The following is a 21,688-nucleotide window of genomic DNA, read 5'->3' on the forward strand; positions in this document are numbered from 1 at the left end:
CGAGCCAGAACAATAGAGAACTCCCCCTAAGATAACAGATTATTAATTCTGTTTACCAAAGGGGGAGCATATGTTACTAGCCTATTCATTTGCAGGTACTACGGCACCTTTATATTCTTCTTCCATAAAAGTTTTGATTTCATCTGATTGAAGTACGTCTACTAAAGCTTGTAATGCTTCACTGTTTTCATCTTCGCTGCGAGCAGCAATAATATTTGTATAAGTGAAGTCAGGCTCTTCTAAAATGACTGCATCTTCCAGATTTACGCCACCCTCAATAGCATAATTGGCATTAATGGCAACTAGTGCGTCTGTTTCGCGGTTATAATATTCTGGTAGTAGTCCAGCATCAATACTTGCATCAAATTCAAGATCAAGTGGGTTTTCTACTACATCATCAATCGTCGCGTCAGCAGGGTTTACATCTTCATCAATCTTAATTAATCCTTCATCCTGTAGTAGTGATAGCACACGGCCGTGGTCCGCAACAGAACGACTTAAAATAACTACAGTACCTTCAGGAATATCCTCTACACTGCTGATATCCATGGAATAGATTCCTAATTGTTCGGTGTGAACTCCACCAAGGTTAACAAAGTCATATCCTATTTCTTCTTTTTGACCTTCAAAGTATGGCACGTGTTGGAAATAATTAGCATCCAATATTCCGTCCTCTAGATCTTGGTTTGGTAATACGTAGTCTTGGTAAACTTCAATTTCAAGCTCAATGTTTTGCTCTTCAAGTAATGGAACTGCTTGCTCTAACACTTCTGCGTGTGGCACACTTGTTGCACCAACTACAATTTTTTCTGGTCCTTGCTCAGCATTTTCGTTGTTCTCTTCCTCATTGTTTCCTCCACAAGCTGCTAATGCAATTAATAATAGAGTGGTTAGCACCAATGTTAATAACTTTTTCATTATAAATCATCCCTTCATGTTTTATCTTTTATCTATTATTTTAGATAGTGTATCCCCTATATATTGGAATACGAATACTATCAATATAATTAATATTGTACAAGCTAATACTACGTCAAAGTCACGTCGTTGAAATCCTTTCATATAGGCCAAATCTCCAAGTCCACCTGCTCCAATAACACCAGCCATTGCCGTATAACCTATTAAAGCAATTGCTGTCACCGTTAAGCCAGATATAAGAGCGGGCATGGATTCAGGTAATAACACTTTGAAAATAATTGTATGTGTTTTAGCACCCATTGCTTTAGCAGCTTCGATGACTCCTTTATTAACTTCCTTTAGTCCGATTTCAACGAGACGGGCATAGAATGGCGCAGCCCCAACTATTAATGCAGGTAATGCTGCTTTCCATCCCCTTATTGTGCCGATCAAGAAATCAGTGAAAGGGAAGAGTAATAGAATCAATATAATAAAAGGTATTGCACGAAATACATTGACAATGGTTGCCACAATAAAATTAATAAATTGATTTTGCCATAAACTCCCTGAATCGGTCAGGAATAATAATAATCCGAGTAAAACACCGAAAATTAATGTACCAAGTATTGCAATACTAGTCATATAAAGTGTTTCTAATGTAGCCACCCATATGTCCTCAGGGATTACATTTGGAAATAGTTCTTCAAGCATCTTTTAACACCTCGACTTCCACACCGGTGTTTTTCATAAATTGAATAGCTTCCTGTAAGATTTCTCTATCACCGTTTATTTCAATAAACAACGTTCCATAGGCGCCTTCCTGTGTAGGGGCAATGGACCCTTGCAGTATATTCACCTCAACATCGAATGTTTTCGCTACCTCACTGATAAGTGCACGCTTCGCACTATTTCCGATAAAGTGAAGTTTGACCACTTCACTGTCTTCGCGATCATTAATAAACTCCGTTAACTTATCTTTTTCATGTTCTAACGGATTAAGCTGCTGCACAAATCGTTTAGTTGTTTTCGACTGTGGTTTTACAAAGACATCTAACACATCACCAGTTTCTACCACTTTGCCATTTTCCATCACGGCAACGCGATGACATATCTTCTGGATGACATGCATTTCGTGGGTAATCAAAATAATGGTCAATCCTAACTTTTTATTAATAGAGACTAACAAGTCTAAAATATCATCCGTCGTCTCCGGATCAAGCGCTGAAGTAGCCTCATCACATAATAATACCTCAGGGTCATTTGCCAGTGCTCTTGCTATTCCAACACGTTGCTTTTGACCGCCACTTAGTTGTGATGGGTAGGCATTTTCTTTCCCGGAAAGCCCAACTAGATTTATTAGTTCTAATACTTTTTCCTTACGTTTTGCTTTTGGAACACCGGCAATTTCTAATGGAAAAGCGATGTTTTCCAAAACAGTACGAGACCATAATAAGTTAAAATGCTGAAAAATCATTCCGATCTTTTGTCGCTTTTGGCGCAACTGATTCCCCGGCATTTTCGTGATATCTTTATCATGGATAACGACAGAACCGTTAGTTGGTTCTTCTAAACGATTAATAAGCCGGACAAACGTACTTTTACCAGCACCACTATAGCCGATAACCCCAAAAATTTCGCCCTGTTCTATATTAATGGAAACATTATCGACAGCTTGAACTTGTTGTTTTTTAGATTTATACACTTTCGATAAGTTTTGAATTCGAATCATATTTTCACACTCCTTCATTTATTGTGCATCAAACACAATAAAAAAATCCTTTCTGCGTAAGAGGACAGAAAGGATGTTTATTCATTGTCCTCTTATCTTTCAAAGCCTAGAAGCTTTGATGGAATTAGCACCTATCAGTTTTACTGACGGTTGCCGGGTTTCATAGGGCCAGTCCCTCCACCTCTCTTGATAAGAGTTTCACGTATTCAATTCAGTAACCAATATATTATCATTATATCAGAGAATCGTCAATTCCTTTTATAAAAGTAAAACTATTCAGAATATAGAGATAAAACACTTTAGTACACTAGCGTAATAAAATCAATTCCTTTATAATGAATAAATATTATTCATTTTATCTTGGAGGAACGGATATGAAGAAAATCGCAATTGTTGGGAGTAGTGGGGGAAATCTATTTAATTTAGGAGGGAAAAATCCTGCAAAACTTCTGGAAGAAATTAAAAAACAAGCTGTTAGCGCAGGTATTAAAATTGATGCGGTGCAATTTATCGGTGCTGAAGAATCGATGGACAGTGCAAAAGAGACGACAAAAGCATCTCTTTGGAAAATAGATAGTACGGATGTTTTCGTTGAAGGAGAAAAAGGCAGATTAATAGATATTAATCTTGAAGCACAACAAGTTGATCACCAAATAGCAGAAATGATTGATCATGGTGAGATTGATGGATTAATCGTGATGAGTGGTGATCCTGATAAGACGAATAAACAAACCATAGAAGCAGCTGCGAGAAATGGTGTCCCAGTAGTGGGAACAGGTGGCACATCTATGGCAAAGATAGCCTCAAAAGGTGCAAATGTTATTGCTACATCTGGTACAACAGGTACGACAAATCGGACAAGGGCAGTATCTTTTATTACAGCATTAAGTAAGGAACTGAAGTTAAATTATCAGCCAATACTTGGTAGCAGTAATAATGAGATGACGAAAGGAATTGGCCTGACAAATATTAATATCCGTGGCATTATGATGTCAGCTTTACCAGGTTTTATTGCGATGGCCATTATATTAGCCCTAAGTAAAATTCCAGGGCTTGGGGCATTAAGTGATATATTTGATCTGTTAATTGGTGCACTGCCTGTTATTATTGCCGTAATCGCAGCTAAACAGATTTCGGAATTAGATGAAGTTTCGATTGTTGCTGGTGTGATAGCTGGAGTACTTTCAGTAGATGGTGGAATTATCGGTGGAATGATTGCAGGTATTTTAGCAGGTTTATTGGTACGTGTTTTATTCAGGAAATTTGTGGAATGGCGCTTTCCGATGACAACAGTCAATATTGCAGCGGGTAGTTTTGCCGGCCTTGGTGCAGGTTTATTGGTGTTTTATTTTATTGGACCGATTGCTTTGTTTATAGGTGACGGTATTAAAGAATTAATTGAAACAGCTGTAGCATTCAATCCGATATTGGCTGGAGCGATTGCTGGTGTGCTAATCTGGCCGGCGATTATTGGCGGTGTTTATCATGCCGCTATTCTACCAATCGTGTTATTAGAAATGGAGAGAACAGGAAATAGTTTTTTAGGTGCAGTTGACATGGTTGGTTTAGTAATGGTTGCTGCTGGCATTAATCTTGCAAATATCATTCGACCACGTGATAAAGGAGAAGCAGCGGTTGCTGTACCAGGTTTTGCGATTAACATGGGATTTGGAACCTTTGTGGAATCAGCTTATCCATTTATGTTCTCTAATAAATGGGTATTTGCCGGCGCGTTATTATCTGGTGGGGTTGGAGGAGGATTAGTAGGGTTGTTTGATGTGAGAGGGACCGCATATGTGCCAACCTTTACAGCGCCATTATTAGCAAGTAATGCGATTGGATTTATCATTGCTATGGTAGTACCAGCTTTGTTGGCATTTGTGATTACTTTCATCGTTAATACGATATATAAGAAAAAGGCTTGAACAGGAAACGAAACATAAACAAACAAAGTTTGGGAATGTAGCAAATATATTAAGGGAAAGTTTGTAACGGGCCGATGAGATAAGCTGTCACTCTAAATAATCCGAGCAAATTCAACATAGAATTGCTCGGATTATTTAATGAATAAACACTTAATTTATCAATGATTGTAATGGTGCAGGTATTCTACCACCACGTTTAATTAATTTTTCAGAAGAAAACTGGTTCACCCCAATAATTGGTGCACGACCAAGTAGGCCACCGAATTCGACCGTTTCTCCTTCTTTTTTGCCAATCACAGGAATGACTCTTACTGCGGTCGTTTTCTTATTAATCATACCAATTGCAGCTTCGTCTGCAATAATTGCGGACAACGTTTCGGGGCTAGCACTTCCTTCTAATGCGATCATATCTAATCCAACAGAGCAGACACATGTCATTGCCTCTAATTTCGAAAGGTTTAAGGCTCCTTCCTCAATACCACGAATCATACCGTTATCTTCACTGACTGGAATAAATGCGCCACTCAATCCGCCGACATAAGAGCTTGCCATTGCCCCACCTTTCTTCACAGCATCATTCATCAATGCTAAAGCAGCGATTGTACCATGGGTTCCGACACGTTCTAGTCCGATTTCTTCTAAAATTTCCGCGACACTATCATTCATCGCGTTCGTCGGTGCGAGGGATAGATCCATAATGCCGAAAGGAACATTTAAGCGCTCAGCAACGACACGTCCAATTATTTCACCAGCTCTCGTTATCTTAAACGCTGTTTTCTTAATAACATCCGATACCTCACCCAAATCAGCATCTGGATATCGTTTTAATGCATGAAGGACAACTCCAGGGCCACTTACTCCAACACTTAAGACTGCTTCTCCTTCTCCAGCGCCATGAAACGCTCCTGCCATAAATGGATTATCTTCCACAGGATTACAAAAGACAACTAATTTGGCACAACCGATACTATTGTTGTCTTTCGTTAATTTAGCTGTTTCGTGAATGACCTGTCCCATTTGGGCTACGGCAGCCATATTAATGCCTGTTCTTGTTGTCGCAACAGAGATGGAAGAACAAACACGTTCTGTTTTACTTAACGCCTCAGGTAAAGCATCAAGTAAAATTTGATCTCCTTTAGAAATACCTTTATGTACTAAGGCAGAAAAACCTCCGATAAAGTCTACATCTAAAGTTTGCGCTGCTTTGTCCAATGTTTCTGCAAGCTCGATAGCTTGTTCTTTTGTTGCGTTCCCTAACAATTCTGCAGCAGGGGAAATCGCGATTCGCTTGTTAATAATAGGAACACCATATTCTTTTGCTACCTGATTAGCAGTTGATTGTAAGTCTTTTGCATAATTAGTGATCTTTTCATATACTTTTTGTTTTACTTTTTCAAAATCGTGATCCGCACAATCGCGCAAGCTAATTCCCATTGTAACTGTACGAATATCAAGGTGCTCCATTTCCACCATTCGTATTGTTTCTTGAATTTCCGTAAAAGCTATTGGCATCAGTTTCCCTCCTTAGACACGATGCATTGCTTGAAAGACATCTTCTAGTTGAATATTAATTTTCAAACCTAATTCTTGCTCAATTGGCTTAAATTTTTGTTGTAATGTTTCGAGATTACTTGGATCGTTAATGTCAATCAACATAATCATGGTGAAAAACCCTTCCAAGATCGTCTGACTAATATCTAAAATATTGATATTGTTTTCTGAAATAACAGTAGTTACTTTGGCAATGATCCCTACCTGGTCTTTGCCAACTACACTGACTACAGCTCTTTTTTGCATTTTGGTCACCTCAATTTTTTATTACTTTTATTTATTATACCCAAAGCATCCTTTTTTGCTAAATCACACTATATCGCATAAAATAAAAAGGAATGCATGGATGGGAGGAGCTTACACATGAAAAAGGATATACAACTGATTGCTCTAGACATGGATGGCACTTTGTTAGGTAGTAACCATCGAGTATCGAAAACGAACAAAGAAGCAATTATTAACGCTCGTGAAAAAGGTGTAGAAGTGATTATTTCTACAGGTAGACATTATCAAACAAGCTCTGATATTGCAAAAGAATTGGATATTCATTATTTAATTACAGTAAATGGCAGTGAAATCTGGACGATGACTGGTGAATTAATTGCCCGTCAAACACTTGATGCACGTATCATAGAGAAACTTGTTGCACTAAAAGACGAACATCAAACATGGGCATGGCTTTCTTCAACAGACCAAATATGGCGTGGAGAGGTGCCAAATGATATTTTAGCACATGAGTGGTTAAAATTCGGCTTTGACACAAAAGATCCAGAAACAAAAGGAAAGATTATGGAAACTATTGAAAGCTGGGAAGAAATAGAATTAAGTAACTCCAGTCCAACCAATATCGAAGTAAATGCTGTTGGTGTCAATAAAGCTGCAGCGATCGAAGTTGTTTGTGAACGCATTGGCATTAGTATGTCTCAAGTAATGGCTATGGGAGACAGCTTGAACGATATTAAAATGATTGAACAAGCAGGCTTAGGGATTGCAATGGGTAATGCTCAAGAAGAAGTGAAAAAGGTAGCTGATTGGGAAACAACAACAAATGATCAGGATGGGGTAGCCCGAGCTATTGAAGAATGGATTTTGTAAGCTTTAGTGGTAGGTCGATGATGATACTCCGTTTCCTGAAAGTGGGGTATCTTCTTTTCGTTTCTATGGCAAATTTGCAATCTTTTTAACAATAGGTGAATTTTCAGATAATTAATAGCTAATACTTGCAGAGCCTGTTTCGATATAATAACTTAATATATGGAGTGAAATTTTTAGATCACTACAGTAATATTCGATTTCATGCTAAAATAGACAATGGAATAATACATAGTGACAAAAGAAAAGGAGCGAAAATGAGGATGGCAAAACAACAATTTGGTGTGATAGGACTTGCTGTTATGGGGAAAAACCTCGCACTTAACGTGGAAAGCAGAGGCTATTCTGTAGCAGTATTTAACAGAACTTATCAAAAAACGGAAGACTTTTTAAATAATGAAGCAAAAGGTAAAAACTTTGTTGGTGCGAAGACAATCGAGGAATTTGTTGACTCACTAGAAAAACCCCGTAAAATCATGCTTATGGTACAAGCAGGACCGGCAACAGATGCAACGATCGCTAGCCTAAAACCACTTCTTGATGAAGGGGATATTTTGATCGACGGTGGTAATACCTTCTTTAAAGATACAATGCGTCGTAACGCAGAATTAGATGAATCTGGAATTCACTTTATCGGAACGGGTGTGTCAGGTGGGGAAGAAGGAGCGCTTAAAGGACCTTCGATCATGCCAGGTGGACAGAAAGAAGCATATGAAAAAGTAGCACCAATTTTCGAAGCAATCTCTGCAAAGGTTAACGGAGATCCTTGTGTAACGTACATCGGGCCGAACGGAGCAGGTCACTATGTGAAGATGGTACACAATGGTATTGAGTACGGCGATATGCAATTAATTTGTGAAGCATACTTTATTATGAAGCATGTACTGGGGCTTGAAGCAGAGGAGCTTCACGAAGTATTTGCAGAATGGAATAAAGGAGAGTTGGACAGTTACTTAATCGAAATAACTGCTGACATTTTCAAGAAAAAAGACAAAGAAACAGGTAAACCAATGGTAGATGTCATCCTTGATACTGCTGGTCAAAAAGGTACAGGTAAATGGACAAGCCAAAGCTCACTAGACTTAGGTGTACCATTACCAGTTATTACTGAATCTGTTTTTGCTCGTTTCATCTCGGCAATGAAAGAAGAGCGTGTAGCAGCAAGTAAAGTTTTACAAGGACCATCCGCAGGAGACAAACCATATGAAGGTGACAAAGATGAGCTTATCGAAGCGATCCGTAAAGCACTTTATATGAGTAAAATTGTTTCCTATGCACAAGGGTTTGCACAAATGCGTGCAGCTTCTGAAGAAAATGATTGGAACCTACGCTATGGTGACATCTCAATGATCTTCCGTGGTGGATGTATCATCCGTGCACAATTCTTACAGAAAATTAAAGAAGCATATGATCGTGATCCAGCTCTTGCAAACCTATTGCTTGATCCATACTTCAAAGAGATTGTTGAAAGCTATCAAACATCTCTTCGTAAAGTACTTTCTATCGCGATGGAGCGCGGTATTCCGGTACCAGGATTTGCTAGTGCATTAGCTTACTATGACAGCTATCGTACAGAAACATTACCTGCAAACCTTCTGCAAGCACAACGTGATTACTTCGGTGCCCACACTTACCAACGCATCGATAAAGAAGGCGTGTTCCACACAGAATGGTTAGAAGATTAATGTAAGAGAAAAAACCTCTTGTTTTATAAAACAAGAGGTTTTTAGTTTGGAAAGACGAAAGATATAATTTGTTTTCAATATAGGAAGTATGGCTGGCATCGGATTAAAAAAGAGGCAAACGAAAAATTCGGTCACTCATAAGCTTGATGAACGCCTGAAAAAGCGAGAAAAAAGAATTTCAGTCACTCATAAATCTTATGAGGATCACACCAAATGGAAAAATTTCTCCGATGAGAATATCTACGTAACACTACACGAAATAACTTACTCTTCTAATAACTGCTTCACTTGTTTTTTGTTCTTTTTGGAAACCAATATAAATAGCGTATCTCCTTTTTTAATGATTGTGTCCCCGGTAGGTGTAACCAGCTCATTGTCTCTAATGATTGCACTTATTAAAGCATCTTTAGGAAAATCAATATCTACTAATTTTTCTCCTATTATATTTACTTCCTCGCGCACCTCATATTCAAGCATTTCTGCATTTGCTTTTCCAATGGAAATAAGCTCTAAGCTGTGCATTGGTTCCGTCCGTGATGGTCCTGACAATCCAAGCTTCTCCGCAACAATAGAGATTGTAGAGCCTTGGATTAAAGCGGATATTAAAACAACGAAGAACACTACATTAAAGAATAATTGTCCATTTTCAAGTCCAGCTACCATTGGGAAAGTAGCTAAAACGATCGGAACTGCTCCCTTTAAACCAGCCCATGAAAGAAAGATTTTCTCTTTAAAGCTATAATTAAGCTTTATCGTACTGATAAAAACAGCTATAGGACGAGCTAATAAAATTAAGATGAGAGAAATAATGAGCCCTTGCCAAATAATGTCCCAAGTAAATAAGTCATTAGGGAAGACAAGAAGTCCTAATAATGTAAACATTAAGATTTGCGCTATCCACGCAATACCTTCATTAAAACGGAAAATCGAATGACGGTAAGATATTTCTGCGTTACCTATATAAACAGCTAATACGTAAACAGCTAATAGTCCGCTAGCTTGAACAAGGTCGGAAAAACTAAATGTTAATAGCGCAAATGCCAACCCAAATACGGGATATAGTCCACTTGAATCTAAATTTATCTTGTTAATGGAGTATACAGCTATAACACCCATGATTAGACCAATTATAATACCAGCAAGCATTTGCCAGAAAAAGGAGCCGATTAGCATAAAATAAGATGATTGCTCATTTGTGATTAACTCAATGAAAGAAATAGTAAGTATCATTGCCATTGGATCATTGGAGCCAGATTCCGCTTCAAGCGTAGAACCAATCCTTGGTTTAATATTCTGGCCCTTTAAAACAGCAAATACTGCTGCTGCATCAGTGGAACCAACGATTGCCCCAAACAGGAACCCTTCTAACCAAGAAACACCAAGAATGAATTTGGCAGCAACTGCAACTACTAATGACGTGATGACTACACCTAGTGTAGCAAGTGAAATGGAAGGTGCGATAACTGGGCGGATACTATTCCATTTTGTTTGCAGTCCACCCTCGAATAAAATAATAACAAGTGCTAGCATACCGATTATCTGGGTAAGATTATAATCACTAAAATAAATTAAATTGAAGCCATCGCTTCCAACAAGCATGCCAATAGCTATATATAAAATAAGCACTGGTACGCCAATTCTGCTAGAAAATTTCGTCGTAATAACACCGATGATAAATAATAATCCTATCGTTAAAATAAAGTACTCTGTTGCCATAGGCATTTCCCTTTCAAATCTAAATTTGTATTATAAGTTCACATCCACTTTGATCGAGGTATGTTCATTTTTATCAATTCCAATGTAGTGAAGTGTTTCTGTAGTAGTGGAATGTCCATATATATCCCTTATAATTGATATGGCGATTCCTTTTTGATAAGCATGGTATCCGAATGTTTTCCGTAATGTATGAATGCCAATTTTATCCTGAATGCCGATTTCTCGTGCTGCTTTATTGATGATACGATAGGCCTGTTGACGTGTAATAGGGGAGGATCCGTTTTTCGTTTTGAATAAATAGTCGTCTGGAGATAAATGAGATTGTAGCATATATAGCTTTAAAGCAGAACGAACCTTCGCATTTAAATAAATAGGTTGGTTGATGTTGTAATAGATAGATTGGATAAATTCCCTTGGCTGTTCGTTATGCCATACTTGATTAACTTTAAGCGTTAATAGGTCATTTATTCGCATACCTGTATTAATTTCGAAAACGACTAACAGGTAATCACGGAGCGACCGTTTTTTAAAGTATGCTTTCAATTTTTTAATATTATTTACATCCTTAATGGGGAATACATATTCCATCTTCATCTCTCCAAATATTGCATTGATGATCGTCTGTAAAACTATCATTGGAAAAGTCTCATGTTATGTTACTTAATATATATTATAACAAAGGTTTTGTAACATATAAAATGATTTGCCTAGAGACGACCGCGTAAATACAAGCCAAGATTCAAAAAAGAGCGGCCCTTGTCTATCTAATAAAAGAGCAATCATCCAATGTGAGATTGGATGATTGCTTTTATTTGATTCTTTATAGGATTTATCGGCCTGTAAATTTTCGTTAATGGAAGTCTACTTTTCTTCTGGTGTAACGTCCCACCACTCGAAACCATCTTTATTTAATAAAAGATCTGCTTCTTCTGGACCGTTTGTTCCTGAAGTATAGTTAGGAAAGTCTGCTTTTTTATTTGACCATGCTTTGGCAATTACATCAATAAACTTCCAAGATAATGCCACTTCATCCCAATGGGTAAAGTTAGTAGAGTCACCACGCATACAATCATGCAATAAGGTTTCATATGCCTCAGGAGTATTCATTTTATCTTCTGAATTATTGTCATAGCTTAACGTAATTGGTGTGGACGATGCATTGTAATCGCCTTTCTTGGCATTAACATGTAAGGTAATCCCTTCATGTGGCTGTACGTGAATGACTAATAGGTTAGATTTCGTTTCGTGTTCCTGATCATAGTATAGATTCATTGGTAAGTCTTTGAATTCTACCACGATTTCCGTTGATTTCCGCTTCATCCGTTTACCAGTACGGATATAGAATGGAACACCAGCCCACCGGAAGTTATCAATCATTAACTTCGCCGCAACAAAGGTATCTGTATTTGACTCAGGATCTACACCGTTACCTTCACGGTATGCTGGTAATTGTTCACCGTTGACATTCCCTTTGTCATATTGACCACGAACAAAATAATCATCGACTTCGTTTTCATTTAGTACACGTAATGCACGCAATACTTTTACTTTTTCACTGCGGATTTCTTCAGGTGTTAATCTGATTGGTGGATCCATTGCGATCAGCGCAAGCATTTGTAAGATGTGGTTTTGCACCATATCTTTTAATGCACCTGCACCATCATAATAGCGTCCACGCTCTTCTACACCTAGAATCTCACTGGATGTAATTTGAATATTAGAAATGTATTGATTATTCCATAGTGGTTCAAATAAGGCATTGGCAAAACGAATCACTTCAATATTTTGCACCATTTCTTTACCAAGGTAATGGTCAATGCGATAGATCTGATCTTCTGTAAATGCCTCGCGAATCTGATCATTCAGTTCTTTGGCTGACTCATAATCATGACCGAAAGGTTTCTCGATAACTAAACGAGTCCATCCTTTCGTTGTAGTTAAACCTTCTGATTTAAGGTTGGCTGCTAGTGTGCCAAAGAAGTTAGGCGCCATGGAAAAATAGAACAAGCGATTCCCTTCTGTTTGATGTTTAGCATCCAACTCCTGAATAAGATTTTCCAATTCTCCGTAATGTTCTAAATCCTGAATATCAAATGGATTGTAGTGGAAGTGACTGGCGAATTCATCTTTATCAATATGTGGATCATCGAAATTATCGATGGATTCTTTTACTTTGTCACGAAACACGTCATTTGTCCATGGTCGTCTTGCTACACCAATTACGGCAAAATTATTGGATAACTTTCCATTTCGGTAAAGTCGATAAATGGAAGGATAAAGTTTTCTGTTAGCTAAATCCCCTGTTGCACCAAAAATCACAATAACTGCTTTTGGGTTATTCGTTGTCATTAACTTTAACTACCTTTCTTCTTGTATATTTACGAGTTAAGCGCATATGTCCAGCTATGCATATAACTATGTAATAAACTAATCTAACAGCATACTTTTCTATTTTATCATGTTAAATACTTCTGTTAAATTATTTAACATGATAACATACAAATATCTGTTTAGTCTTTATTGTCATAAATATATACTATCATGGATCGCGAAAATGACAAATAAAATACATAGAATTTTCAAAAAATTCAGGAGGATATTATGCAAAAATATAAAGGTTTTTTAATCGACTTAGATGGTACAGTCTACAAAGGAACAGAAAAAATAATTGAAGCGATAGATTTCGTTAAAGAGCTAGACCGAAGAGGGCTACCTTATCTTTTTTTGACGAACAATTCAACTAAACATCCTAGTGATGTATCGAAAAAATTAGTCGATATGGGTGTCCCAAGTACAACAGAGCATGTTTTTACAACGAGTATGGCAACAGCAAGCTACATCAAAGAACAACAGGCTGATGCAAAGGTCTATCCAATTGGAGAAGAAGGATTACATATGGCCATAGAAGAATGTGGATTGGAGATTGTGGAGGAAGGCGCAGATTTTGTGGTGATGGGTTTGGATCGCAACATTAATTACGAAAAATTAGCTAAAGGGGCGCTAAATATCCGTGCAGGAGCAAGGTTTGTAGCGACAAACGGTGATGTAGCATTACCGACTGAACGTGGATTTCTGCCTGGGGCTGGCTCATTAATTTCGGTATTATCGGTAACAACAGGTGTTAAGCCTACATTTATTGGAAAGCCGGAATCTATCATTGTTGAGCAAGCGATCGAAGTATTAGGTACGCCTAAAGAAGAGACCTTAATGGTCGGCGATAATTATGCAACAGATATTTTGGCAGGTATTAATGCAGGGATTGATTCATTATTAGTCCATACAGGTGTAACGACAAAAGAGGATTTACAAGAAGTCGAAAATCAGCCAACATATGCAATTGACAATTTAGCAGAATGGACTTTTGATGCGTGATAAACAGTGAGCCGTTATGGATGATGGTTCATTGTTTGTATATCCTTTCATCACTTCCGGCTAGGTCAGTTATCAAAAATACTAGCAATATTTGAATTTGTTCGAGAGCTTAAATGGGATAGGTCCTACCCCAAACCGGAAAGGAGCCGTTCTTATGAAAAGAAGAAAACTAAACTCTTGCGTTTCTCTAAGCTTGATTTTTCTCATTTTCTTAAGTGGTTGTGGTAATGATTTGCCTGAGAATTTACCGCAATCGGACTTTGGTGAAATAGTTGAAAACAACCATTATCAAATAAAACTAGATAAAGAAAAATATTCTGTAGAAACGGACTTGATAACAATAGAGATCATGAATAATAGTGAATCAAACTTAAATGTAGATGTTACCTATCAGATTGAAAAATATAGAGAAGGTTCCTGGTATCAAATTCCATTTGATGAAAATATTGATTTTCAGTTGTATGGCATTATTGTAAAACCTAACGAATCATACACCCAAAATATTTCCATGAAACAATTGAAATATGATCCTTCCCCTGGTAAATATCGTGTGGTGAAACCTATAAATGAGGAGATAACCTTGGCAAGAGAATTTGAGATGGAATAAGTATTTTAAAAAGGAGCATCAAATTGCTTCACAATTTAAGGCTCCTTTATCAAGTTGCTAACCGCCTATCTCTGTTATTTCGATCTTATCTCCTGGCGCATAAACCATAAATAAGAGATAGCAAAACAGATTAACGTGGCCGCAATTAATCCTGTTAGTTGTGGCCAAATTAACATTAAACTTTGACTTAATGGTAATGGTCCAGCAATCGCGCCTGTCGTTTGTTCAACTGTTAATGGTCCTAAGCTGCGAACAGACGGTGATAAAAGTGTTGTCGTTGATTCAGTAAATAAATAATTGGGTGAGAGTCTCATGAGATTAAGGACTATCCCTTGCCTACTAATGGCGTCAGCAGCACTAGAAATATTGTCAGGATTTAAAATAGACTTTGACAATAATTCGACGATCATGGAATAGAAAACATTAAAGAAAATCCAGACAGCGATGGCTGCTAAAGCTGATGTCGCCGCTTGTTTAAAGCGAACAGAAAACAGGATGCCGAGATTCAGCCAGAAGGCAATATAGGCAATACATAAAACAAGGAAACAAAGAATTCGTAAAAACTCTTCACCTGTAGGTGGAATACCTAGTATTAAGATTCCAAGTGCCATTACCATAAATCCCAATGCAACAAAAAGTACAGTGTTTAACAATAAGGCAGCCGCAAATTTTGCATTTAGCACATAGTCGCGCGGAATTGGTTGTGCCATCAGCCTGCTCAATGTTCCTTTGTTACGCTCTGAATTAATCGCATCAAAGCCTAAAGCAATACCTAAAAGTGGCCCTAAAAATGATACAAAGGTAATAAACGATGGTAAGGTTCCATCCGATATCGTAAATAATTTTAAGAAAAGGAACGAGCTTTTGGCAATTTCCTTTGCTTCCTCATTTGCATCAATCGCATCCTGAATCGAAGTGATGGCAGTATATAGGGAACCAACACATGTCAGAACGATTAAAGCCAACATGATAATGATACGCCAGCTGGTAATATAATCTGTGAATTCCTTGCGAACAATGGCTTTAAATGCCTGGATATTATCATGATTGTCTGAACGCATTATCTCACTTATGTTAGGGAGCCATTTCTTAAGCGCTTGAAGCTTTACCATCTTCGGCACCCCCTTCAAAATAGCGATGATAGATTTCATCTAAGCCATAATTTTTCTTTTTAATGTAGTATAACTCAGCACCTGTTTCAACAACGGTTCTTGCTACCTTTGAAGACACATCGGTTTCTGCATAGATTTCTAATTGTTGCTGATCTTGTTCCACTCGATTTACCCCTGTTATTGCTTGTAGTTGTTCCGTTAACTCCTCATTAATTGGTGAGGCCTTGGCATAAACAACAAAAGAATCGTCAAAGAACAGCTGCTTTGCCAAATTTTCCACATTTCCTTCTGCAAGTAACTTACCTTTGACAAAGATACCAACCCGGTCACAAATTTGTTGTACCTGGTGGAGTTGATGGGAAGAAAGTAGAACTGTAATTCCGTCTTCTTTGTTTAGCTGTTTGATTAATCCAAGTAATTCACGAACCCCTTCTGGATCAATCCCAAGAGTAGGCTCATCCAAGATAATCACTTCTGGCTTCTTCATTAAAACATCGGCTAACCCTAAGCGTTGTCGCATACCTCGTGAATATTTGCCTGCCTTTTTGTCAGCAGATTCGGTCAAGCCGACTTTTGCTAACAAATCTCTGGCCCGACTTTCTGCAATAGGACGAGGGATAGCGTTAAGACTGGCGGTGAAAAGTAAATTTTCATAACCGGTCATTTGTTCATAAAATCCTAAATCGTCAGGTAAGTAGCCTACTCTTTTTTTAACAGCGAGTGGATTAGTTGTGGAGTTCATTCCACATACTTTGACACTCCCGCTAGTTGGTTCACTTAATCCCAACATCATCAAAATAGTAGTTGATTTACCTGCTCCGTTAGGACCTAACAGACCAAAAACTTCCCCTTTATTTATAGTTAAGGTTAGCTCATCAACTGCATATTGTTCATCGTATTTTTTGGAGATATGATCGAGTTGAATAATCGGTTCAACCATGATTTATCTCCTCCCGTATTTTTTAATAATAAAGTAAAGTCCACCTACTACTGCTAAAATGATCACTACACCGATAATTCCCCATAAAGTGGATGTGCCTACGGATACCCGAAAATCCGCTTCAGACGAAGCTTCAGATGTTTCTGCAGTGAAAGTAGTGACGTAATCTCCCGCTATTGCATCATTTGCTGCTGTTAATGTTGCTTTTACTGTTTTCGATTCGCCAGCTTCCAGCGTTGCAATGGAGCTCTCATCAAACTCAGATTCCCAATTGGGAGGAGTAGAGGCAGAAAGCGAAATATCATTAAGCGTTGCAGTTCCCGTATTCTCCACGACAAGGTCGATGGTTCTCCTATTTCCAGCAGTAACATCTGCACTTAAGTTTCCATCAGGAGTGGAAATGGAAATATCATAGGACCCTGTGATAACAGCTTCTAGAGTTAGCTCAGATGATGTGGAACTATTTGCCGCACGGATTGGTATTTCATATGTGTCTGCTTTCACGTCTGTTGGAGGAGTAACATCCACCGTGATATCCTTTGATCCGTTCGGTTCTAATGTGACAGATGTAACACTATTACCATCTGCTTGGAATTGAACACCCCATCCTTCACTAGCGCCTGCTGATAAAGCATAGGTTTGTTCATCAGCCGTTCGGTTTCGTAGTGTCGTAGAATAAGAGAAAGAGGCATCGGCATGGCCTTCCATATTCGGTTGTTCAGAGGTAAACTCTGAATTGAATGTTCCTTCCTCGGTAACTGTTGTAACAAATGGCAATTCTGCATAAGCATCGCCATCACCATCCGCCACTAGATCAAATGAATAATCGTCTTTTTCGACTTCAAGTGGTACGGTTACTTCAAAAGATATTTCCTGTTCATCATTTCCTCTGATTGATAATTGACTGATGTCATTTCCGTTAGCTGTGATGGAATAATCCCACTCTTCAGGTAGATTATTTACATCAAAAGTCACATTCTGAATAGCAGAGTTATCATTAATCACGGTTACATCATATGTCAATGTTTCACCTGGTGTAACAGATAGACCTGTATATGGTGTGTACAAGGTTAATCCACCAACAGCAAACCCACTGCTCACAGGAGCAAAAAGTGATAAGGCTAATAAAATGATTAACGAGAATGTCAGCTTACGAAACATTTCATTTCCCCCTTATTTTTATTGGTTCTTCACTAAGTGATACGGTGGAAAAAAGTATTTGGATTTGTCAATTTAAAAAAAATTTGTAAAATTAAAATTAAAAGGGGAAGGGGCGATCGAATTGGAGGATTATTTTTTGTTGGAACAAATGCGTTTAGGTAATCAAGAGGCTTTTGATCAATTTTATCAACGATATCATTCCTATATTTTTCAAATTGCTCATAAAGTACTCGCCAGTCGCCCAGAAGCAGAAGACATTACACAGGAAGTGTTGATAGAGATCTATCAAAAGTGTGATCAATATCAAGCATCAAGAGGAAGTGTCAAAGCATGGGTTGCTGTAAAGACAAAATCAAGAGCAATTGATCGGCTCCGGAAAAAGCCAGAGGTTTTAGTAGATAAGCTCGAACATATTATTACTAATGCCAGTCCGGCAGCAGATCAGTTTGTAATTGAAAGAATGGAAAAAGACATATTGCAGACAGCACTCCTTCAGCTTCCCTTTTCACAGCGACAGGCCATTTATCATATGTATTATGAGCAATTTTCCCAAAAGGAGATAGCGTTAAGAACTAATCGTCCACTAGGCTCAGTTAAATCATCGATTCGGTATGGATTGCAAAATCTGAAGAAACAAAAATCATTATTACGCTGGATCAGCCCTGGTGGAGGTGACAAGTAATGAGAAAGGATAAACATCTACCTGAAGAAAAGTTAGTTGATTATTTGGAAGGACATCTGACAGAAGCAGAGATCCAAGAGATTGAATGTCATTTAGCAGATTGTGGGAAGTGTCAGCAAACAGTAGCTTTTTGGAAAGAAACATTGGAAATAGACGAAGAAGTGCAACCTTCCCCACAATTAAAAGAAAAAATCAATGAAACGTTACATGCAGATCACTCCCCGACGAAACGTGTGATCAAATGGAAAAAGCCTTTATTTGGTTTAGCCGGTGTAATAGTGATGGCGATATGTATGATTAGTTTGATCAACCTTTTGAAAGTAGAGCATATTGTTCAACCAGAATATGAAGTTTATCAGCATCAAGATATTATCAGTGATCAGGTATTTATGGATAACCCGGTTGTTGCCAGACAGCCAATTCAGCCGTATAAAGACTTTGCTAGCATTGAGGGAATGGTCTGGATTAACCCGCAAACACAAGAAATTTTATTAGAGATGGAAGGCTTAACAGGGTTATATAATAACGATTATCAGATCTGGATCATTGATAAGAACGGAAATATTAATGGTGACTTGGTCATGGTGGAGAATGGAGTGGCTCGGATGTTATATCGAGTAGAAGACTTATCGGATTTCCGCTTTATGAAAGGAAGTGTAGAACCACCAGGTGGTAGCCACCAACCAACAGGTCCAGAAACATTCTATGTAGATATTAAAGAATAAAAATAAAAAGCTGTTGGCTAGATAAGTCCTGCTCTTCGGGAGATAAGTGTCGCTGTTCCCAAGATAAAACAAATTTCCTACCAAGAGTAGTAACTATCTTGTGAACAAGGGAGGGTATCTCACGAACGTACGAACTATCCTGTCAACAGCCTATCATTATTTCTCGATCTCAAATATATCCTCTAGTTTTTCACTTAGAAACTGATGTGCATCTCTTATTCCTTGATTATAAAAAGTAGGAGCAATTTCATTCGTGAAAAAATCAAGGATAAATTCTGCTTCTAAATTACCTAGTTCTTCCTGTCGTTCAACAGCAAAATAATCCTGGATAGAAGAGATCATGTCATCGCGGTTCTCCTTTGATAAGGAAAAAGGTGTCTGCATGAGAAAAACTCCTTTCGTTTTCCTCATTATATCAGATTATTTGACAGCCTTTTGTAATTTTTGAATCATTTGTAATGAGCGTCCTGTACCGACAGCAACAGATTCTAATGGATTGTCAGCAAGATGGACAGGCACATCATTAATTTCGTTAGACAGCCATTGTTGCATTCCTTTCAATAATGCACCACCGCCAGTAATAGTGATTCCTTGGTCGACAATATCACCACTTAATTCTGGCGGACAGCTTTCAAGTGTTTCCGTTATTGCCTGTAAAATGGATTCTAAAACTTCCTTAAAGGCATGATGAACTTCTGAGGAGCGAATTGTAATGACTTTTGGTAAACCAGTGACAAGATCACGACCTCTTACATCCATTTCCTCTTCGGGATGGTTATTATGTGCATAGCCGATTTCCATTTTTACTTTTTCAGCTGTACTTTCGCCGATTAGCACATTGTGTTGACGTTTGACATATTGAATAATCTCTTCATCCATATGGTCACCACCAACACGAACAGAGCGGCTAGAAACAACACCACCGAATGAAATAATACCAACTTCACTTGTCCCACCACCAATATCCACGATCATACTGGCTTGTGGTTCTGCTACTGGCAAGTCCGCACCTATTGCAGCTGCAACTGGCTCTTCGATTAGATGGACTTCTTTTGCGCCAAAGCTTTTGACTGCATTATCTATTGCTCTTCGTTCAACTGCTGTACTGCCAGATGGTGTACAAACAACCACACTAGGTTTACGTGTTGACACACCAGCTTTTTTGCTTACTTTCTTCAAGAAGGCTTTAAGCATTTGTGTCGTCATATCAAAATCTGCAATCACACCATCTTTTAATGGACGGATAGGGACGATGTTTCTAGGGGTTTTCCCGATCATATTTTTGGCCTCATTGCCGACAGCGACTACTTGATTAGTTCTTGTGTCAACGGCGACAACAGAAGGCTCATTCAAGATAATTCCTTTATTTTTTGTATATATAAGAATATTAGCAGTTCCTAAATCTATACCAATTTCTGTAGTTGAAAACATGATGTTACCTCCGATTAAGTATAATTTCTTTCATATAATTATTCTGTTTTTCTTCAAGAATTATGACCGTTGATTAAGTGGTGAATTTTAACAATTTAAAAAAGATAAAAAAAAGGCCGGTTGATCGGCCTTTTTCGTACATTTTTATTTTTCTTTTTCGTTTAAAAGATTTGCCAGGATGTGTGCTTTGTATTTCTCAATTTTCTTGCCTTCAATATGACGCACACCTTTTTCTTTTAATTTTTCTACGTACCAGCCTTTGCTTCCTACGTGCATGATTAATCACTCCTTGCCAAAAATTTCGCAGATGCCATTCTAACATCTTACACTATCATGGAAAAGAGGTTATCATTAATTTTTTTAGGAAATTTTTTGTATAATGGGTATAAGTAAGAAAGAGAGGGAGTTGTGGACGTGTTATTTAGAGTCGCATCCTTAAATGTAGGGAAGCCAGAAGTCCATCATTTGGCTGGTCAGGAATTAACAACAGGATTTATTAAAACCCCTACAAATCAACCGAAATATTTAAGCTTCACTGGTTTTTGGGATGATGGACAAGCCGACCTTAAAAACCATGGAGGAGAAGAAAAAGCGTTATTAATGTACCCAAAGGATCACTATCCATTTTGGCAACAAAAGTATCAGCAGGATTTTTCCTATCCAGCATTTGGTGAAAATATAACGATTGATGGGTTAACAGAGAATGACCTTTTTATTGGCGATATTTTCAAACTAGGTGAGGCAGAAATTCAAGTTTCACAACCGAGGCAGCCGTGTTATAAAATTGCGAAAGTCCATGGTATCCAAGAAATGCCTGCAGTTGTAACAGAAACAGGATACAGTGGATATTATTTTCGAGTGCTGAAAGAAGGCTGGGTGAAGTCGACAGACTATTTAGTAAAAGTGAAAGAAGACTTCAATAGAACAACTCCAGCAGATATCTTTCACTGTTTATTTCATGATAGAAAAAACAAAGCAAAGATGGAACGGTATATAGAGATCGATGCGTTAGCACCGAATGTAAAGAAAAGCTTGGCAAAAAGAATGGAAAAGTTAGGGTGAT

General features: G+C 37.9%; 22 protein-coding genes and 1 riboswitch. Of the genes, 8 read left to right on the forward strand and 14 right to left on the reverse strand.

What is annotated here, in order from left to right; translation table 11 throughout:
* Positions 1-81: 81 nt before the first annotated feature.
* The 3 genes from ACTNEP_RS12175 to ACTNEP_RS12185 are packed head-to-tail and all read right to left on the reverse strand — an operon-like array spanning position 82 to position 2,626.
* Positions 82-918, reverse strand: a complete 837-nt coding sequence (locus tag ACTNEP_RS12175) for a MetQ/NlpA family ABC transporter substrate-binding protein (protein WP_441162286.1) — start codon at positions 916-918, stop codon at positions 82-84.
* 21 nt (positions 919-939) lie between these two features.
* Entirely contained in the window at positions 940-1,608 is a 669-nt protein-coding gene (locus ACTNEP_RS12180; RefSeq protein ID WP_441162287.1) for a methionine ABC transporter permease, read from the reverse strand.
* Entirely contained in the window at positions 1,601-2,626 is a 1,026-nt protein-coding gene (locus ACTNEP_RS12185) for a methionine ABC transporter ATP-binding protein (protein WP_441162288.1), read from the reverse strand. Before ACTNEP_RS12185 ends, ACTNEP_RS12180 begins: the two co-directional genes overlap by 8 nt.
* Positions 2,627-2,715: 89 nt before the next feature.
* A riboswitch (SAM riboswitch) is annotated at positions 2,716-2,822 on the reverse strand.
* 178 nt (positions 2,823-3,000) lie between these two features.
* On the opposite strand from ACTNEP_RS12185, the gene ACTNEP_RS12190 reads away from it, so the two are divergent.
* Positions 3,001-4,551: a PTS sugar transporter gene (locus ACTNEP_RS12190; RefSeq protein WP_441162289.1), complete on the forward strand. Its 1,551-nt coding sequence runs from the start codon at positions 3,001-3,003 to the stop codon at positions 4,549-4,551.
* Positions 4,552-4,701: 150 nt separating this feature from the next.
* On the opposite strand, the gene ACTNEP_RS12195 is transcribed toward ACTNEP_RS12190, so the two are convergent.
* Together ACTNEP_RS12195 and ACTNEP_RS12200 are read right to left on the reverse strand one after the other, a co-directional pair.
* The gene (locus ACTNEP_RS12195; protein WP_441162290.1) at positions 4,702-6,063 is read right to left on the reverse strand and encodes a PFL family protein; all 1,362 of its coding nucleotides are present in this window, start codon (positions 6,061-6,063) and stop codon (positions 4,702-4,704) included.
* Positions 6,064-6,075: 12 nt separating this feature from the next.
* The gene (locus ACTNEP_RS12200) at positions 6,076-6,348 is read right to left on the reverse strand and encodes an ACT domain-containing protein (protein ID WP_441162291.1); all 273 of its coding nucleotides are present in this window, start codon (positions 6,346-6,348) and stop codon (positions 6,076-6,078) included.
* A 117-nt stretch (positions 6,349-6,465) separates the two neighbouring features.
* Here ACTNEP_RS12200 and ACTNEP_RS12205 point away from each other — a divergent pair, with 117 nt between their 5' ends.
* Positions 6,466-7,197 (forward strand): Cof-type HAD-IIB family hydrolase, encoded by a 732-nt coding sequence (locus tag ACTNEP_RS12205; protein ID WP_441162292.1) that lies wholly within the window; start codon positions 6,466-6,468, stop codon positions 7,195-7,197.
* 260 nt (positions 7,198-7,457) lie between these two features.
* Entirely contained in the window at positions 7,458-8,879 is a 1,422-nt protein-coding gene (gene gndA / locus ACTNEP_RS12210; RefSeq protein WP_441162293.1) for an NADP-dependent phosphogluconate dehydrogenase, read from the forward strand.
* 264 nt (positions 8,880-9,143) lie between these two features.
* On the opposite strand, the gene ACTNEP_RS12215 is transcribed toward gndA, so the two are convergent.
* The 3 genes from ACTNEP_RS12215 to zwf all read right to left on the reverse strand — a co-directional run bounded on the left by ACTNEP_RS12215 (position 9,144) and on the right by zwf (position 12,944).
* Complete coding sequence (locus tag ACTNEP_RS12215; protein WP_441162294.1) at positions 9,144-10,595, reverse strand: potassium/proton antiporter; 1,452 nt, start codon at positions 10,593-10,595, stop codon at positions 9,144-9,146.
* A gap of 30 nt (positions 10,596-10,625) precedes the next feature.
* Positions 10,626-11,183 (reverse strand): tyrosine-type recombinase/integrase, encoded by a 558-nt coding sequence (locus tag ACTNEP_RS12220; RefSeq protein ID WP_441162358.1) that lies wholly within the window; start codon positions 11,181-11,183, stop codon positions 10,626-10,628.
* Between the two features lie 273 nt (positions 11,184-11,456).
* Entirely contained in the window at positions 11,457-12,944 is a 1,488-nt protein-coding gene (zwf, locus tag ACTNEP_RS12225) for a glucose-6-phosphate dehydrogenase (RefSeq protein ID WP_441162295.1), read from the reverse strand.
* 252 nt (positions 12,945-13,196) lie between these two features.
* On the opposite strand from zwf, the gene ACTNEP_RS12230 reads away from it, so the two are divergent.
* Together ACTNEP_RS12230 and ACTNEP_RS12235 are read left to right on the forward strand one after the other, a co-directional pair.
* Positions 13,197-13,967, forward strand: coding sequence for a TIGR01457 family HAD-type hydrolase (locus ACTNEP_RS12230; RefSeq protein WP_441162296.1), 771 nt, complete (start codon positions 13,197-13,199; stop codon positions 13,965-13,967).
* A gap of 154 nt (positions 13,968-14,121) precedes the next feature.
* Entirely contained in the window at positions 14,122-14,574 is a 453-nt protein-coding gene (locus tag ACTNEP_RS12235) for an immunoglobulin-like domain-containing protein (protein ID WP_441162297.1), read from the forward strand.
* A 74-nt stretch (positions 14,575-14,648) separates the two neighbouring features.
* On the opposite strand, the gene ACTNEP_RS12240 is transcribed toward ACTNEP_RS12235, so the two are convergent.
* From ACTNEP_RS12240 to ACTNEP_RS12250, 3 genes are read right to left on the reverse strand one after another with little or no spacing between them, the layout of a single operon-like run.
* The gene (locus ACTNEP_RS12240) at positions 14,649-15,635 is read right to left on the reverse strand and encodes an ABC transporter permease (RefSeq protein ID WP_441162359.1); all 987 of its coding nucleotides are present in this window, start codon (positions 15,633-15,635) and stop codon (positions 14,649-14,651) included.
* Positions 15,636-15,663: 28 nt separating this feature from the next.
* Entirely contained in the window at positions 15,664-16,626 is a 963-nt protein-coding gene (locus tag ACTNEP_RS12245) for an ABC transporter ATP-binding protein (RefSeq protein WP_441162298.1), read from the reverse strand.
* Positions 16,627-16,629: 3 nt separating this feature from the next.
* Positions 16,630-17,787, reverse strand: coding sequence for a COG1470 family protein (locus tag ACTNEP_RS12250; RefSeq protein WP_441162299.1), 1,158 nt, complete (start codon positions 17,785-17,787; stop codon positions 16,630-16,632).
* A gap of 121 nt (positions 17,788-17,908) precedes the next feature.
* Here ACTNEP_RS12250 and ACTNEP_RS12255 point away from each other — a divergent pair, with 121 nt between their 5' ends.
* Together ACTNEP_RS12255 and ACTNEP_RS12260 are read left to right on the forward strand one after the other, a co-directional pair.
* On the forward strand, positions 17,909-18,469 hold the full coding sequence (locus tag ACTNEP_RS12255) for an RNA polymerase sigma factor (protein ID WP_441162300.1): 561 nt from the start codon (positions 17,909-17,911) through the stop codon (positions 18,467-18,469).
* Positions 18,469-19,194, forward strand: a complete 726-nt coding sequence (locus tag ACTNEP_RS12260) for a zf-HC2 domain-containing protein (protein ID WP_441162301.1) — start codon at positions 18,469-18,471, stop codon at positions 19,192-19,194. The genes ACTNEP_RS12255 and ACTNEP_RS12260 overlap by 1 nt, the downstream gene beginning before the upstream one ends.
* Before the next feature lie 156 nt (positions 19,195-19,350).
* Here ACTNEP_RS12260 and ACTNEP_RS12265 read toward each other — a convergent pair whose 3' ends face one another.
* The 3 genes from ACTNEP_RS12265 to ACTNEP_RS12275 all read right to left on the reverse strand — a co-directional run bounded on the left by ACTNEP_RS12265 (position 19,351) and on the right by ACTNEP_RS12275 (position 20,901).
* Positions 19,351-19,578: a DUF2164 domain-containing protein gene (locus tag ACTNEP_RS12265; protein WP_441162302.1), complete on the reverse strand. Its 228-nt coding sequence runs from the start codon at positions 19,576-19,578 to the stop codon at positions 19,351-19,353.
* A 36-nt stretch (positions 19,579-19,614) separates the two neighbouring features.
* On the reverse strand, positions 19,615-20,625 hold the full coding sequence (gene mreBH / locus ACTNEP_RS12270; RefSeq protein ID WP_441162303.1) for a rod-share determining protein MreBH: 1,011 nt from the start codon (positions 20,623-20,625) through the stop codon (positions 19,615-19,617).
* Between the two features lie 144 nt (positions 20,626-20,769).
* Positions 20,770-20,901, reverse strand: coding sequence for a DUF2639 domain-containing protein (locus ACTNEP_RS12275; RefSeq protein WP_441162304.1), 132 nt, complete (start codon positions 20,899-20,901; stop codon positions 20,770-20,772).
* A 138-nt stretch (positions 20,902-21,039) separates the two neighbouring features.
* On the opposite strand from ACTNEP_RS12275, the gene ACTNEP_RS12280 reads away from it, so the two are divergent.
* Entirely contained in the window at positions 21,040-21,687 is a 648-nt protein-coding gene (locus ACTNEP_RS12280) for an MOSC domain-containing protein (protein ID WP_441162305.1), read from the forward strand.
* Position 21,688: the final 1 nt, after the last annotated feature.

The sequence above is a fragment of the Gracilibacillus sp. HCP3S3_G5_2 genome, assembly GCF_052063305.1.
GTDB lineage: Bacteria > Bacillota > Bacilli > Bacillales > Amphibacillaceae > Gracilibacillus.

Bases quoted from the DNA above. Each gene is read 5' to 3' on its own strand.
- ACTNEP_RS12230 (WP_441162296.1), top strand. From the start codon at position 13,197: ATGCAAAAATATAAAGGTTTTTTAATCGACTTAGATGGTACAGTCTAC.
- ACTNEP_RS12245 (WP_441162298.1), bottom strand. From the start codon at position 16,626: ATGGTTGAACCGATTATTCAACTCGATCATATCTCCAAAAAATACGAT.
- ACTNEP_RS12205 (WP_441162292.1), top strand. From the start codon at position 6,466: ATGAAAAAGGATATACAACTGATTGCTCTAGACATGGATGGCACTTTG.
- ACTNEP_RS12260 (WP_441162301.1), top strand. From the start codon at position 18,469: ATGAGAAAGGATAAACATCTACCTGAAGAAAAGTTAGTTGATTATTTG.
- ACTNEP_RS12265 (WP_441162302.1), bottom strand. From the start codon at position 19,578: ATGCAGACACCTTTTTCCTTATCAAAGGAGAACCGCGATGACATGATC.
- ACTNEP_RS12200 (WP_441162291.1), bottom strand. From the start codon at position 6,348: ATGCAAAAAAGAGCTGTAGTCAGTGTAGTTGGCAAAGACCAGGTAGGG.
- ACTNEP_RS12240 (WP_441162359.1), bottom strand. From the start codon at position 15,635: ATGCGTTCAGACAATCATGATAATATCCAGGCATTTAAAGCCATTGTT.
- ACTNEP_RS12235 (WP_441162297.1), top strand. From the start codon at position 14,122: ATGAAAAGAAGAAAACTAAACTCTTGCGTTTCTCTAAGCTTGATTTTT.
- ACTNEP_RS12275 (WP_441162304.1), bottom strand. From the start codon at position 20,901: ATGCACGTAGGAAGCAAAGGCTGGTACGTAGAAAAATTAAAAGAAAAA.
- ACTNEP_RS12180 (WP_441162287.1), bottom strand. From the start codon at position 1,608: ATGCTTGAAGAACTATTTCCAAATGTAATCCCTGAGGACATATGGGTG.
- zwf (WP_441162295.1), bottom strand. From the start codon at position 12,944: ATGACAACGAATAACCCAAAAGCAGTTATTGTGATTTTTGGTGCAACA.
- mreBH (WP_441162303.1), bottom strand. From the start codon at position 20,625: ATGTTTTCAACTACAGAAATTGGTATAGATTTAGGAACTGCTAATATT.
- ACTNEP_RS12185 (WP_441162288.1), bottom strand. From the start codon at position 2,626: ATGATTCGAATTCAAAACTTATCGAAAGTGTATAAATCTAAAAAACAA.
- gndA (WP_441162293.1), top strand. From the start codon at position 7,458: ATGGCAAAACAACAATTTGGTGTGATAGGACTTGCTGTTATGGGGAAA.
- ACTNEP_RS12190 (WP_441162289.1), top strand. From the start codon at position 3,001: ATGAAGAAAATCGCAATTGTTGGGAGTAGTGGGGGAAATCTATTTAAT.
- ACTNEP_RS12220 (WP_441162358.1), bottom strand. From the start codon at position 11,183: ATGGAATATGTATTCCCCATTAAGGATGTAAATAATATTAAAAAATTG.
- ACTNEP_RS12250 (WP_441162299.1), bottom strand. From the start codon at position 17,787: ATGTTTCGTAAGCTGACATTCTCGTTAATCATTTTATTAGCCTTATCA.
- ACTNEP_RS12215 (WP_441162294.1), bottom strand. From the start codon at position 10,595: ATGGCAACAGAGTACTTTATTTTAACGATAGGATTATTATTTATCATC.
- ACTNEP_RS12175 (WP_441162286.1), bottom strand. From the start codon at position 918: ATGAAAAAGTTATTAACATTGGTGCTAACCACTCTATTATTAATTGCA.
- ACTNEP_RS12195 (WP_441162290.1), bottom strand. From the start codon at position 6,063: ATGCCAATAGCTTTTACGGAAATTCAAGAAACAATACGAATGGTGGAA.